Annotated in this window: 15 protein-coding genes; 6 read left to right on the top strand and 9 right to left on the bottom strand. The window is 52.2% G+C overall.

The features are described 5' to 3' along the window. Positions 1-26 precede the first annotated feature (26 nt). Genes GWC94_RS09655 through fucP form a run of 6 tightly spaced genes read right to left on the bottom strand, consistent with a single transcriptional unit; the run spans position 27 to position 4863 of the window. Positions 27-806, bottom strand: coding sequence for an L-fucose dehydrogenase (locus GWC94_RS09655; RefSeq protein WP_161834825.1), 780 nt, complete (start codon positions 804-806; stop codon positions 27-29). 9 nt (positions 807-815) lie between these two features. After that, a complete protein-coding gene (locus GWC94_RS09660) occupies positions 816-1628 on the bottom strand; it encodes an amidohydrolase family protein (protein ID WP_161834826.1) in 813 nt (270 codons plus the stop codon). Next, the gene (locus tag GWC94_RS09665) at positions 1618-2475 is read right to left on the bottom strand and encodes a fumarylacetoacetate hydrolase family protein (RefSeq protein ID WP_161834827.1); all 858 of its coding nucleotides are present in this window, start codon (positions 2473-2475) and stop codon (positions 1618-1620) included. Before GWC94_RS09665 ends, GWC94_RS09660 begins: the two co-directional genes overlap by 11 nt. Before the next feature lie 5 nt (positions 2476-2480). After that, entirely contained in the window at positions 2481-3245 is a 765-nt protein-coding gene (locus GWC94_RS09670) for an SDR family NAD(P)-dependent oxidoreductase (RefSeq protein WP_161834828.1), read from the bottom strand. Between the two features lie 9 nt (positions 3246-3254). Further along, on the bottom strand, positions 3255-3608 hold the full coding sequence (locus GWC94_RS09675; RefSeq protein WP_161834829.1) for an L-rhamnose mutarotase: 354 nt from the start codon (positions 3606-3608) through the stop codon (positions 3255-3257). Further along, the gene (gene fucP / locus GWC94_RS09680; RefSeq protein ID WP_161834830.1) at positions 3601-4863 is read right to left on the bottom strand and encodes an L-fucose:H+ symporter permease; all 1263 of its coding nucleotides are present in this window, start codon (positions 4861-4863) and stop codon (positions 3601-3603) included. Before fucP ends, GWC94_RS09675 begins: the two co-directional genes overlap by 8 nt. A gap of 96 nt (positions 4864-4959) precedes the next feature. Here fucP and GWC94_RS09685 point away from each other — a divergent pair, with 96 nt between their 5' ends. Continuing rightward, a complete protein-coding gene (locus GWC94_RS09685; protein WP_161834831.1) occupies positions 4960-5700 on the top strand; it encodes an IclR family transcriptional regulator in 741 nt (246 codons plus the stop codon). Here the strand turns inward: GWC94_RS09685 and GWC94_RS09690 are convergent, their stop codons facing one another. Next, entirely contained in the window at positions 5701-6156 is a 456-nt protein-coding gene (locus GWC94_RS09690) for an SRPBCC family protein (protein ID WP_161834832.1), read from the bottom strand. Between the two features lie 141 nt (positions 6157-6297). Between GWC94_RS09690 and GWC94_RS09695 the strand changes: the two genes are divergently transcribed. From GWC94_RS09695 to GWC94_RS09715, 5 genes are all read left to right on the top strand, one after another. Further along, positions 6298-7371 (top strand): PepSY-associated TM helix domain-containing protein, encoded by a 1074-nt coding sequence (locus tag GWC94_RS09695; protein ID WP_161834833.1) that lies wholly within the window; start codon positions 6298-6300, stop codon positions 7369-7371. A gap of 73 nt (positions 7372-7444) precedes the next feature. Continuing rightward, positions 7445-8200: a class I SAM-dependent methyltransferase gene (locus GWC94_RS09700; protein WP_161834834.1), complete on the top strand. Its 756-nt coding sequence runs from the start codon at positions 7445-7447 to the stop codon at positions 8198-8200. A gap of 67 nt (positions 8201-8267) precedes the next feature. Further along, positions 8268-8957, top strand: a complete 690-nt coding sequence (locus tag GWC94_RS09705; protein WP_161834835.1) for a toxin-antitoxin system YwqK family antitoxin — start codon at positions 8268-8270, stop codon at positions 8955-8957. Positions 8958-9236: 279 nt separating this feature from the next. After that, entirely contained in the window at positions 9237-9818 is a 582-nt protein-coding gene (locus GWC94_RS09710) for an RNA polymerase sigma factor (RefSeq protein ID WP_161834836.1), read from the top strand. Next, positions 9811-11184: an outer membrane beta-barrel protein gene (locus GWC94_RS09715; protein WP_161834837.1), complete on the top strand. Its 1374-nt coding sequence runs from the start codon at positions 9811-9813 to the stop codon at positions 11182-11184. The genes GWC94_RS09710 and GWC94_RS09715 overlap by 8 nt, the downstream gene beginning before the upstream one ends. A 112-nt stretch (positions 11185-11296) precedes the next feature. Here the strand turns inward: GWC94_RS09715 and GWC94_RS09720 are convergent, their stop codons facing one another. Continuing rightward, positions 11297-12130, bottom strand: coding sequence for an alpha/beta hydrolase (locus tag GWC94_RS09720; protein WP_161834838.1), 834 nt, complete (start codon positions 12128-12130; stop codon positions 11297-11299). A 121-nt stretch (positions 12131-12251) separates the two neighbouring features. Next, on the bottom strand, positions 12252-14639 hold the full coding sequence (locus GWC94_RS09725; RefSeq protein ID WP_161834839.1) for a M1 family metallopeptidase: 2388 nt from the start codon (positions 14637-14639) through the stop codon (positions 12252-12254).

Here is a 14639-nt window from a genome sequence, read left to right on the forward strand (position 1 = left end):
ACCTGGTTGATGAAAAGGCCCGGGCATTACAAAGCCCTGTCGAGGTGCACATACCCGCCATCAACATGGATCAGCTGGCCGGTTGTATGCGAAGAACGCTCCGATAACAGGAAAGCCACCATATGGGCAATCTCCTCTTTGGTGGTAAACCTTTTCTCATAAGGGATCTTCGCGGTAATACTGTTCAGCTTACCCTCCGGATCGGGGAAACTGCGTATCCAGTTTTCGTATAAAGGCGTATAACATTCGGCAACGATCACCGCATTTACACGGATATGATAAGGCAGTAATTCCACGGCCCATTCCCTGGTCAGCGCATTCCGGCCGCCGTTGGCTGCGGCATAGGCAGAGGTGTTACCCTGTCCTGTTTCCGCCGTCTTCGAGCTGATATTGACAATGGCTCCCTTCGTTTCCTTTAAATACGGCAGCGCATAATGCGCCATCAGGTAATAGTGCACCAGATTCTTATGCAGGCTTTCCATGAAACGGTTGTAATTACCCAGCTCCAGGCCCACCCCATCATTCACTCCTGCATTGTTCACCAGTCCGTCTATCCTGCCAAATGCCTGTACCGTTTGCCGCACGGCGTTCCCGCACTGTTCGGGAACAGAAAGTTCGGCCGCCACCTGGAATGCCTTACCGCCGGCGCCGGTTATCTGCGATACGGTATGCAGGTTATCGGCTTCGTTCCTTCCAACGATAACCACCGTTGCGCCCTCGGCCGCCAGTACCTGGCTGATGCCCTCGCCGATGCCCTTGGCACCGCCGGTTACGATAATCACTTTACCCGAAAGCTGTAAATCCATATAGCTGTTTTATAAATGATAAAATTGAACGGCGTTCGCCCCCAGTATCTTTTCCTGTTCGGCTGCGCTGTAATAGTTACGGATAATATCAACCGATTGGCCATAGCTGGCGGCCACAAGACAAACGGGCCAGTCTGAACCGTATATCAGCCTGTCTGTTCCAAATGCTTCTGTTACCACATCCAGGTAGGGAACCAGGTCGGCCTGCCGCCAGTTATGCCAGTCTGCCTCAGTTACCATACCGGATACCTTGCAGTGAACATTCGGATAAGCCGCAATGGCGCGCAGCTGTTTTGCCCATTCGTCTGTTTTTCCCGAGCGGATTTCCGGTTTGGCCAGGTGATCGATCACAAAAGCCTGCTGCGGAAATGCGGCAACCAGTTCCTTCACCGCGGTAAGATGCCTGGGGTATACCAGTATATCGTAGGTGAATGCATATTTATGCAAACAGCCGATACCGTGTACAAACGATCTCTCCAGCATAAACTCCGGCGCCTCTCCCTGCAATATGTGGCGAAACCCTTTTATATGCGGGTGTTGCCGGTAACCGGCCAGCTTTTCTTCTATGTTTGCTGCACGCAGGTTAACCCAGCCCACTACACCCCTGATAAAATCGTACCGGTTTGCAAAATCCAGGAGATAGTCCGTTTCTGCTTCCGACTGGTTGGCCTGCACGGCAACGCATCCGTCTATACCGCTTTGCTGCAACAGGGGCAGGAGATCCGCCGGGGTAAAATCACGTCTGATCACCGACATTTCATCGCTGATCCATTCCATACCGGCATGGTATTGCCAGAAGTGCTGGTGTGCATCAATGCGCATGGTAGGCGATCACTTTTTGTTTGGAGCTGCCAAGACCGTCGATACCCAGTTCCATTTCATCACCCGGTTTCAGGTACACCGGCGGGTTAAAGCCGAGGCCTACGCCGCTGGGCGTTCCTGTGGAGATAACATCGCCGGGCAGCAAGGTCATGAACTTACTGATATACGCGACCATCTGCGGAACATTGAATACAAAATCGTTTGTATTGCCGTCCTGCACCGTTTTCCCGTTCAGTTTCAGCCATAGCCGCAGGTTGTGTACGTTGGCGATCTCGTCTTTGGTCACCAGCCAGGGGCCCAGCGGCGCAAATGTATCGCAGCCCTTGCCCTTGTCCCAGGTACCGCCTCGCTCCAGCTGAAATTCGCGTTCGCTGATATCGTTGTGCAGGCAGTAGCCCGCCACATGGTCCATGGCATCGGCCTCGCTCACATAGCTCGCTTTTTTGCCGATAACGATGCACAACTCCACTTCCCAGTCGGTTTTCACCGAGTCGCGCGGTATCATCACGGGGTCGTTGGGACCCGAGAGCGCCGTTGTGGATTTCAGGAAAATGATCGGCTCTTTCGGAACGGGCGCATTGGTCTCTTTTGCATGCTGTACATAGTTCAGTCCTATGCAAACGATCTTGGAAGGCCTGGCGATCGGCGAACCCAAACGTATGCCCGGGTCTGCCAGGGGTAATGCTTCCCTGTTGCTGTTTATAAATGCAGCGAGGCGTTCCAGGCCATCACCGGCAAAAAAAGATTCGTTGTAGTCTTCACCAAAACCCGAGGTGTCGCGCACCTGTTCATCGATCAGCACACCTGTTTTTTCTTTTCCGGGTTCTCCAAAACGTACCAGTTTCATATCGATCAGTTATTAAGTTTAATAAATCCACCGTCTATCGGGTAATCGTTTCCGGTGATAAAGCCGGCTTCCGCGCTGCAAAGGTACAGGGCCAGACCCGCCACTTCCTCGGTGGAAGCCATACGGCCGATGGGTTGCGATTGCGACAGTTTTTCAAACATCTCCGCTTCCCGGCCGGGATAATTCTTTGCCAGAAACCCGTCTACAAAAGGAGTATGCACCCGCGCCGGCGAGATGGAATTGCAGCGGATATGATCCTGCAGGTAGTCTTTCGCCACGCTCATGGTCATGGACAATACCGCACCCTTGCTCATACTGTAGGCAAATCTATCCGGTATGCCCACCAGCGCCGCTATGGAGGCAATATTGAGTATTGCACCGCCGCCGCGGTGCTGCAGTACGGGAATACCCGCGTGCAGGGCGTTATAGGTTCCTTTTACGTTGATGGTATAGATCCGGTCAAAATCCTGCTCCGATGTAGTGCCTGCTTTGCCGATATGCGCCACACCGGCGCTGTTCACCAGTATGTCAAAACCGCCGATCAGATCGAATACGGTTTTTACGCGCAGCTGGTCGCTGATATCGCAGTGATGTGCCGTGGCGGTATGCCCTTCTGCCCGCAGTGTATCTGCGGTTACGCCGGCAGCTTTTTCATCGAGATCGAGTATATGAACCGCTGCGCCCCGGCGGGCAAACAATACCGCAATGGCTTTACCGATACCGCTGCCGCCTCCAGTGATCACGGCTGTTTTATTTTGTAATGAGAACATAGTTATCGGTTATTGCCCGCCCTGTGCGGGACGGTTTGTTTCGAATATTTTTTCCATCAGCACCCATTTTTCGCCGGGTTGGGCAAACGGCAGGGCCTGCTGAAAACGCCACATCAGTTTTTCCCATTCCTGCACTTCCTGGCTGGCGGCATCTGCCAGCGCTTTTTTTTCAAAGCTGAAAGCATCGTTCACCTCCATGATCATAAACAGGCGGTTGCCTGCCTGGTATATCTGCATGTGTTCGATACCCGAAGCATGAATGCTTTCGAGGATACCGGGCCATACCTGTTCGTGCCAGCGTCTGTATTCGGCCATAAGTGCTGCATCATTAACCAGGTCCAGTGCAAAACAATACCTACGCATACGCTTTGGGTTGAACGATTCTGTATCCGGAAAATCCGAATACCATGGTAACCAGAAAACAGCACATGGGAACGATATACCCTGTTTGCAGGCTGCCGCTCATATCGCTGATCTGCGCCATCACAGGCGGCAGTATGGCGCCGCCCACGATAGACATAATGATCAGGCTGCTGCCGTATTTGGCATCAGCGCCCAGGCCTTCGATACCCAGCGAGAAAATGGTGGGGAACATGATCGACATAAAGAACGTGATACCGATCACCGCATAGATGGTGATCATACCATGCGCCAGCAGCGCCACCGCACATAAAAGGATATTGATGGCCGAATACACTGCGAGCATCCGCTGCGGTTTGAAAAAACGCATCAGGAAAGTACCCGCAAACCGGCCGATCATGAATGCCATGCCGCATCCCCATCCCAGGTAATCGGCGGCTTTTACTTTATCGATACCCGCAGCGTCCACCGCATACAGGATAAAAAAGCTGAACACGCACACCTGTGCCCCCACATAAAAGAATTGCGCCGCCACCGCCCAGCGCAGGTGTCTGAAAGCCCATGCATGCCTGATGCTTCGCGCATCCGTTTCTCCCTCTTCTTTGTGTATTTCCGGCAGCCTGATGACCGCAAAAAGTACGGCGATCAGGACGATGGCGGAACCCAGCACCAAATAAGGAAGCTTTACACTGGATGCTTCCGATGCCAGTGCCGCTTTACGCGCCACTTCGGTCATCGCGGACAGCTCTTCATCCGAAAAACCTTTGGTAAGAATGATGCGGGCGCCGATGATTGGCGCCAGCGTGGCGGCAAGACCGTTGAATGACTGCGCAAAATTCAGACGCTGGGTAGACCTGGCCGGATCGCCAAGCAATGCCGCATAGGGATTGGCAACCGTTTCGAGAATGGCCAGACCGCAGGCGATGATAAACAGCGCCGCCAGGAAAAACCCATACAGCTGCGTATTGGCTGCCGGTATAAACAGGAAGGAACCGATGGCAAACAAAGACAGACCGGTAAGAATGCCGGTTTTGTAACCGAAGCGTTTCATGATCATGCCGGCAGGCAGGGCCATTACGAAATAACCGATGAATACGGCCGAGTCTACCAGTGAAGACTGCAGGGTAGACAGGCTGAAAGATTTTTTCAGGTGCGGAATCAGTATCGGGTCCAGGTTGTGCACAAAACCCCAGAAGAAAAACAAACTGGTAACCAGTGCAAACGGCAGCAGGTAGGAACGCGGGGCAGTTGGTTTCATAAGCAGCAATCGTTATATTCCATATTATGGAATTAAATTCTTTAATATGGAGTAAATATAACCGCTTTTGCGTATTTTCGGTATCATTTTTTACCGATGATACAGGTTATCCACAGGGCACTCGATATACTGGAATTTGTGGGCAGTAACAACAATACGCCCAAACTGCTGAGCGAGATAGCCAGGCAGCTGCAGCTGAAACCCGGCACCTGCGCCAATATTGTGAAAACACTTACCCTCCGCGGTTACCTTGACAAACTGGATTCACAGAAAGGCTACCAGCTGGGCAGGCAGGTATTCTCCCTCACGGAGAACAGCGGTTACCAGCAGTTGCTGATAGACGCCGCAGACGAGGTAATGGCAAAAACAGTGGCGGAACTGCACGAAAATGTATTGCTCGCGATCCTGAAAAACGAGAACCGCCTGGTGATCCACCGCAAAAACAGCGCGCAGCTGGTGCAGGCCAATACGCCAGACGAAAAAAAAGCCTACGATTCCTCCACGGGCAGGCTACTCATCGCCATGCTGCCCGACGATCAGCTGGAAAGATATGTGCATGAATACGGTCTGCCTTCGGCTTCGCTATGGCCGCACGCACATACCAAACAGCGTTTTCTGCAGCAGATACAAAAGATCCGCAACGACGGTTACGCGCTTATCGAAGACAGTGTGCAGATCGTAGGCATCGCCGCGCCGGTTTACCGGAGCGGGAAAGTGGTGGCCAGTCTGAGCATCTATATCCCCTCTTTCAGGGTAAACGCCGCCACCCGCACAAAAATGATCCGGCTGGGTACACGGGCCGCCAAAAAGATCAGCACTGCATTATCGGTTTCCTGATCAGGCCGGCGCATGTTCGTGCATTTCTTCCAGCATTTTCTTCATGCCGCCCAAAATCAAATCCCATCCCTGCTCCGCATGCACGCGCATCTCCTCGGTTGGTATGTTTTCCTGCGTAACCAGCAACACCGTTCTGTCGCCCTCGGGCTGCAATTCATAGGTGATCATCACATAATTCTCCGGCTTATCGGGCTGCTCCTTTTCCCATCTCGAGCTCCAGTAATCGTGTTTGAGCAAGCGGTTGGGCTGCGATTCATATACCCGGCCCTTGTCTTCATAAGGCCGCCCCTGCCATTGGCCTGTCCAGCGTATCGGGCTTCCCGGTTTCCAGTCTGATTCCGCATCGGTATCGTGAAAATATTTTTTGATGAGCGCAGGGTCGGTCAGCGCCGCCCATACCCTTTCTACTGGCGCATCAATATTGATGCTGTTATGTCCGGTGATATCGTATTTCATACAATTGCTTTTGACTGGCTTCCAAAACAACAATGCCAGGCCGCGGAATGATTGCCTGCCATTCTTTTTTTGGGTAAAAAAAACCGCAGTCTGCCGGGTATACCAGCCGGTACCTGTATTTTGCGGGCCCAACTACCCGTTATGAGGAGATCGGTGCTTTTTCGTTTACATTCCCTGACAGGACTGCTGTCGGGATTGTTCATCCTGCTGATGTCGGTATCGGGATCGCTGCTCGTGTTCCGCGATGAGATCGACAGCTGGCAATACCCGACGGTAACCGAAATACCCGGTAAGACCCTGTATACCATCGATCAGGCCTATACATCCCTGCGGCAGCAATATCCCCGGGCGCAGGTAAACAGCGTTTCGCTGGCAGCGGGCAGCCAGGAGCCGTTTATTTTTACGGTCAATGATTCCGCTTATTTTTCGGGCGAAAGATCGCTGCAGGTTTTCCTGCACCCGCAAACAGGCCAACAGTTGCGCATTCGCGGTGGCAGCAGGGACATCAGCGGCAATTTCATGAGCTGGCTGGGCAGCTTTCACAACTCTTTTCACCTCAAAAAAACCGGCGAATGGCTGCTGGGATTTTTTGCGCTTGTTTTCTGCACCGGTCTTATTACCGGCATGGCACTGTACCGTAAGCAGCTGCCGGCCGTACTGGGTTTTCGCAAACAGGTATTCAAACGAAAAAAACTGCACCAGCTTATCGGTGTATACGCCCTGCTTTTTAACCTGGTGATGGGTATATCGGGTTTCTGGATGCAGCGCTATGTTTTTAAAAAATCTTTTTACCAAAGTTTTCCCGCCTACCAGGCCCGTGTAAAAACATCGGGCGCCCTGTTCTTTTCGCTCGACAGCGCGCTTGGCCGGGTAAAACAGCAGTACCGCGATTTTACGCCTTACGTGATCTATTTCGCAAAGTCAAAAAAATCGAATACGGCCATATACGGCAGCAGGGCGCGCAATTCCTTTATTCACTCCAGGAAATTTGCGGATGCGGTCTTTTTAGACAGCACCGGCCGCATTGCGAAAACCGCATTTGTTAACGAGATCGATGCCGACGACCGTTACGATATCGTTAACTCTCAGGTACATTTTGGCAGGTACGGAGGCTGGCCGATGAAGTGGCTGTATGTTTTGCTGGGCATCAGCAGCGGCATTTTAAGCATCACGGGCGCTGCCCTCTGGTGGAAAAGAAAACGCAGTCAAACCTGATATCCTGAAACCGCTTATCAAACATATCGCCCACCGGCTTGGGGTCTTTGCCTGGCTGGCCCACGGCTCGTTTTTGCTGGCGCGGATAAGATACCGGAAAACGAACCGGGCTTTCCTGGAAACCAATCCGGGTATTGCCCTGCCGCCCGACAGATTCCTGTTTGAAACCTACGGGCTCAATTACCGCCGGTTTTATGAAGACGGCAAACTAACGGCGCAGGAAACCGCGGCATGGATGACTGTTTATCTCCGGGAACCGCCCGTGCAGGTACTCGACTGGGGTTGCGGCGCAGGCAGGGTAACCAGGCACCTGCCGCTTGTTTTTCCACAGGCTGCGGTATACGGCGCCGATACCAACGCGGATATGATCGGGTGGAACCGGCAGCACTGTGCGGGCATAGGGTTTGTGTTAACCGCGCAGCAACCGCCCACACCGTTTCGCACCGGGCAGTTCGATGGTATACTGGGGCTTTCGGTATTCACGCATATCGATCCTTCCGTTACCGGTGCGTGGATACAGGAGCTGCATCGCCTGTTACAACCCGGCGGCGTTGCCGTAGTAACCACACACGGTGACTGTTACCTGAACAAGTTGACCCGCGCCCGGCGTCTTGCCTGGGAGCGGCAGGGTGTTGCGGTGCAGGCATATGGACAACCGGGCAAACGTATTTTTGCCACCTATCACCATCCCGCGTTCTTCCGCAAACTGCTGGAAGAATATGTTACGGTGCTGGAATACCATAACGGCAAAACCCACCCCGAAAAAACAGGCGGACAGGATCTCTGGATCATTCAAAAACGGATCGCTACCGGTGAAAACGCCGACTGAAACGGCCGCTTATGCTATTGTTAATTTTACCACTCCCGCACCAAATACCTGTAACTTTGACAACATCATGCGAACCCTTTTACTTTCCCTTATCCTGATTTCTGTATTGTCTGCCGCGGGGCAGTGCAAAACCTACCGGCTGGGCGAGAAACGCGATACGCTCGATTGCGTGGATACAAAAGGAATGAAACAGGGACGGTGGATTGTTCGGGTACCGCCGTTGCGCGGAGAACCCGGTTACGAAGAAGAAGGCATCTTCATCAATAACCGCAAGGAAGGCGTCTGGAAACGTTTCAACACCATGGGCGATCCGCTTGCCGTTGAAACCTATAAATGGGGTAACAGAAACGGCAAATGTCTATACTTCACCATCGCCGGTATCGAACGCGAAGAGAACTGGCGAGCGGTAAACCCCGACAAGGTATTTGATACCATCGATGTGGTTGATCCCAAAGACCCGAATAAATACGAAAAAGTGATCGTCAAAAACGAAGGCAGGTCTTTAAAACACGGGGTCTGGCGCTATTTCAATCCCAATACCGGTGCGTTGATGCAAACTGAAAAATATATACTCGATCAGTTGCAGACAGATGAGGCGCCCAGTGTAACGCAGGGTATGACCAAGGTGGGAACCGATACGGCCCGCACAAAAGCCGCCGCCGTTCCCGAAAAACCCAAACCCAGGGAAGTGCTCGAATTCGAGAAAAAAAATGCAGGCAAAAAAACCAGGGTGAGGGATGGAAGAACGGGTGGATGAGGCGTGAATCGTGAAACCTCAGACCTGAATAGTGAGAGACCTGGAAGTGATGGTGTTTGCTTTTATTGCGTATTGTATTAGTTTACAGTGTTTTTTAGCTATCAAACAGGGAGTATCCTCTCCTGATATCAATCCCTCTGTTTTTCTGCAGATAAATCCTGTCCGCGTTACGGTAAAATTGTATGTCTGCATTGCCGGGTAACAGGCAACCTTTCGGCCTCGATGTACGTATCCGGCAAATAAGAGTAGCTTTAAGACGAATTGCAACGTATCCTGAACATGCCCCGCGAGATACCGCATATATCGAGTCTTATAGCTGGTTGCTGCCGGAACGACCGGAACAGCCAGCGCGACCTATACCATGGGTTATACGGGTATGCCATGAAAATCTGTTTCCGTTATGTAAACAAACCCGAAGAGGCTGAAGAGCTCGTAAGCGAGTCTTTTGTAAAACTCTTCCGGAATATAGGTCAGTTCGATGGCAACCGGGTGGGTGATACAGAGGCGCTGCTGAAAGGGTGGTTCAAACGCATTGTGGTAAATACCAGTATCGATTACCTGCGACGCACACAGCTGAAAACGGTGAACCATGAAATCAGTGATGACGACGGCACTTTTGTGGATGCACAGGAGAACGGCATGGATAAGATCAGTTATGATGAGATCATCGGCGCCATCCGGAAACTTACGCCTGTGTACAGAACGGTTTTCAATCTTTTTGTGATCGAAGGATTCAGTCACGAAGAGATCGCCGCGCAACTGGGCATCAGTGTGGGCGCCTCAAAATCCAATCTTTCCAAAGCCAGGAATAACCTGAGAAAAATGATTACCCAACAAACCGATTACCGATTATATGCATAACCCCGGGCACGATAAAGAGCTTGACGATTTCAGCAGGGAGGCTGCTGCGCAGTACCATGCGCCGGGGTCGCCTGACTGGGGTAAGCTGTCGCGGGAACTGGACAGGCTGCTTCCTGTTGAAAAAAGAAAAAGAAGGTTTGGTCTCTGGTGGTGGCTGTTGCCCGTGCTGCTGACCGGTGCCGCCGGCGGCTACTGGATGGTATCACAGCGCGGCGGAACAGACACCGCCACCGAAGCAACAACCAACACGCAACCGGCAACACCGGGCGCAAACACCACAACCGACCATCAATCAATGCCGGCAGGTACACAGGTACAGGCTGACCAAACAACTGCTCCCGCTGCTGAAATACAGCAAAACAAAAAACGCTCCGAAACAAACCGGGGCCAGTTTACTGCATTCCTGCCCTCTGTTAAACGCAACAATACCCCGAATGGATCAGGGGCAACAGCATCAGTGCATACCATCCATACAGGTATACCGGTACCCGATGGAAAAACAGTAAGGGCGGCGCAACCGGCAGCAGGATCACCAAACGCGATGGCGGAAGAAACAAATGCGGTGAAGGATGACAGATCATCCGCCGGTAATACCTCCGTGGGTATGATGACCACCGATAGCTACGGCCCGTCCCGGCAGCAAGAAACCGCTCAGCAAAAAAACACTGCGCCTGCACAGGAAAAAACCACCCGCGACAGTCTCACTGCTGTTTCAGAACCTGTGCCTGCCGCAAAAAAAGCGGCAAAAACAAAATTGCCTCCGTTGGGCAGGGGTTTCAGCGCGGGCATTATTGCCGGTATGGATCTGAGTACTGTAAAATTCAGGTATGGCAATGAACCCGGTTACAATATTGGTTTGATCGGTGGCTATCATTTTAACCGCGCATGGTCGGTTCATACAGGACTGATCTATACACAGAAAAATTACAAGCTGGCCGGCTCGGATTTCACTGCGCCAAAAGGCTCCTGGGCCAGTTACTACAAGATACTTACGATAGAAGGTTATTGCCGCATGTACGAGTGGCCGCTGCTGGTGCGATACGGGTTTAACGCAGGGGAAAGGAACCGCTATTTTATCAGCACCGGTCTATCCTCCTATTTCATGACAAGGGAAAACTACGAGTATTACTACCAGTATATGGGCAACCCCGCAACCCGCAACGCCGCTTACAAATCAAGCGATACGCATATACTGTCGATCGCACACCTATCCGCGGGATTTGAAAGAAGGATCAGCAGGAACCTTTCCCTGCAGGTAGAACCCTATGCCAAGATACCGCTTGCGGGTGTTGGCCTGGGACAGATCAAACTCAGCAGTTTCGGATTGAATTTCGGTCTGCAATTCAGGCAACCGTCAAAACGGTAAGACCGTATCAACGCATAAAATATCCCAAGAAAAACCTGCAGCAGGCTACGATGATCTAAACGGGGCTTCATCGCGGCCCTGCAGGAAAAGCGACCTGGCAGGGTCGCTTTTCTCATAATGGCCGGATGCCAAGCAGCTTATTAAAATGTTTGCGGAAGAAAAGCAGTTGGTAATCGATGGCGTTACTCCAGTATACCCAGTTATGCTGGCCGGGTCTTTCAGTGTACTCATGCGGTATTTTCAGATTCAGCAGTTTGTCGTGCATGGCACGGTTCATACCGATAATACCCAGGTCTTCCGTTCCGCTGTCGATGATAATCGATAAAGAATCCTTCGGGTAATTTTCCACCACACGCAGCGCACTCCAGTCGCGCCAGTATTTCTGGTTGGTGATCGTATCGCCCAGTCTTTTTTCCACATCATACCGCTGCGTGATCACGCTTACATGCAATGCGCCGCTCATACTGCCCCCGCCGCTGAATACATCCGCGTGCCGGAAGGAAAGAAAGATACCGCCATGTCCGCCCATGCTCAGGCCTGTTATCACGCGTCCCCTCCTGTCGGCAATGGTGGCATAATGCGCATCCACATAGGCCGGCACTTCTTTGGCCACAAATGTTTCGAACTGGTAACTGGGATCAACAGGACTATCGAAATACCAGCTGGTATAGCCGCCATCGGGGCAAACAATCATTACCTTATACTGTTCTGCCAGGTCTTTTATATGCGGCACACGCCTCAGCCAGTTGGCATAATCACCAAAAGCGCCATGGAGCAGGTACACAACAGGCAACTTTTCACTCGCCCCAACACCCTCGGGTCTGATCACCACCGTTTTGATACTCCGCTTCATCGCCGCACTGTACACAGAAACCGTATCAACAACAGCGGCCTGGCTCATCAGTCCATGAACAAGCAGCACAGACAGAAAAAATAGTTTCTTCATAAGACAGATTTATCGGGCGAAAAAACAGTGACCAGCCGGCCGAGACCGCGAGCAGGAAATACCTAAGCACGATTCACCATTCCTCATGTCTCAGGTTTGACATCTCACGCCTCACGATACCTCATTTCCCTTTCCCCGCATTCTGCATCGGGTTAATGCCCTGCTGGGTGGCGCTTCTGCCGCTGGATGCCCTGGCTTTGAAGATGGCAAAACGGCTCGGTTCGGTATCCGCACCGCGCGGCCAGCTGTTATTGCTCAGGTCTATATCGGCTGTTTCGCGCGTAGGATCGAGCCTGATGGCGGTTGCTTTTTTCCGGGTGATGAATACCCTGCTCACTTTGTTTTCGTTCTTTCTCCAAATCTGCGCAGGTATCTTTTCTGTTTCGCTGGTACCGTCCTCAAACGTGAACTCCACGATGATCGGCATCACCAATCCGCCCTTGTTGCTGAAATTCACTTCATACAAATGCAGGTTGGCGTACCTGGCTTTTTCTGCATCGGTCACCGGCTCCGGCGCAGCGGCAGGTGTGGGTTCGGGTTGCGCGGTAACAGAGTCATAGGGCTCGATACCCCGGGCATAACGCCAGTAAAAATCGCGCAGACTGGTGTCGGCGTCCGTCTCAAACACGATGGATTTGTCCATGCGGTTGCGTGCCGCGGAAATATCTTCAAAGGATGCCAGTATAGGTTTGTCGATACCACGCCGCCCGGTTTGTGCACCCGGTGCTGCCTGTGCCGCAGCAGCGGCATCGTATACGCCATGCTTTACGCTATCAATCGAAATATCACAGGGATCGATTCCATAAAACCATCCGCGGAAGAACCAGTCGAGGTTTTCGCCGCTGGCGTCGCCCAGGGTGCGGAAGAAATCGGCGGGGGTGGGGTGCTTGAACGCCCATCTCCTGGCATATTCGCGAAAAGAGAAATCGAACAGGTCGCGCCCCATGATCGTTTCGCGGAGGATATTCAGACCCGCCGCTGGTTTTCCATAAGCGTTGGGGCCCAGGCTGATGATGTTCTCACTGTTGGTCATGATCGGCTCCAGCTGGTCCTTGGGTGATTTCATATAGTCTACGATCGTATACGCAGGACCCCGGCGCGATGGAAATTTATTATCGAACAGGTTCTCCGACAGGGATTGTACAAAAGTGTTCAGCCCCTCATCCATCCATGTCCACTGGCGCTCGTCGCTGTTTACGATCATCGGGAAGAAATTATGTCCCACTTCATGAATGATCACCCCGATCATACCGTTTTTTACAGACTCGCTGTAGGTGCCATCCTCGTTGGTGCGGCCGTAGTTGAAACAGATCATCGGGTATTCCATACCATTGTTGGCCTCTATGCTTTGTGCCACAGGGTACGGATAGGGTATGGAGAATTTAGAATAGGTTTTTACGGTATGCGCCACCACTTTGGTAGAATACCTGCGCCAGAGCGCGTAGGCTTCTTTTGCATAACCGCTCATGCACATGATCTTTTTTCCTTCCACATAGGCCGGCATTGCATCCCACACAAATTTCCTGCTCGAGGCCCAGGCAAAATCACGGACGTTCTGCGCTTTGAATATCCAGGTCTTCTTTTTTGTGCTTTTTTGTTTTTCGGCCTTCACCGCTTCTGCCAGAGTAACCACTTCCACGGGTTCTTTGGCGGTCTGGGCCTGTTTCCAGCGGGCCTGCTGGGCAGGTGTCAGCACCTGTGCATAGTTCTGGCATTCGCCGGTGGACAGGATTACGTGATCGGCCGGAACCGTCATCTGTACGGTATAGTTGCCGAAGGTAAGCGCAAACTCGCCGGTGCCTACGAACTGGTGGTTCTGCCAGCCCTGAAAATCGCTGTACACACATAAACGCGGAAACCACTGCGACATGGTAAAGAGTGCATTGCCATCTTCGGAAAAGATCTCGTATCCGCCGCGACCGTTCTTTTCCATCCGGTTGGATATCTTATACGACCAGTCGATATTGAATACAAACTGCTGTCCCGGTTTCAGTGCGGCGGGCAGGTCTATGCGCATCATGGTTTTGTTGATGGTATACCGCAGTGCTTTGCCTGCCGCATCCGTGCAGCGGGAGATCAGCTCTCCGTAGCCATTGTCGTTTTTCTGCCCGAGCAGCTGCTCTATCTGTGCCGTGCTGTACTGTTTGGACAGGCTGCCGGAACCGTTCTGGTAATTAGCGTTGTTTACGGAACTGTGTTCGTTCTCGTCGAGCTGCAGCCAGAGATAGCGCAGTTCATCAGGAGAATTGTTATAGTACGTAACCGTTTCGCTTCCTTTCAGTCTGAGGTTGGCTTCGTCCAGTTCGCATTTGATGTTATAATCGGCGCGTTGCTGCCAGTATTTCGGGCCGGGTGCGCCGCTGGCCGTACGGTACTCGTTCGGCGTAGGCAGGATGGTTCCCAACTGTTCAAATTTGTTGCCATGGTTGGAACCGGGATTGTTCATGGTGTTCTGCGCGCTGGCAAAGCCGCAAAAAGAGATCGCTGCAAGACAAAATAGTTTTCTCAT

Origin of the sequence: Sediminibacterium soli, from assembly GCF_009939225.1 — a bacterium.
In the GTDB taxonomy this organism is placed as follows: domain Bacteria; phylum Bacteroidota; class Bacteroidia; order Chitinophagales; family Chitinophagaceae; genus Sediminibacterium; species Sediminibacterium soli.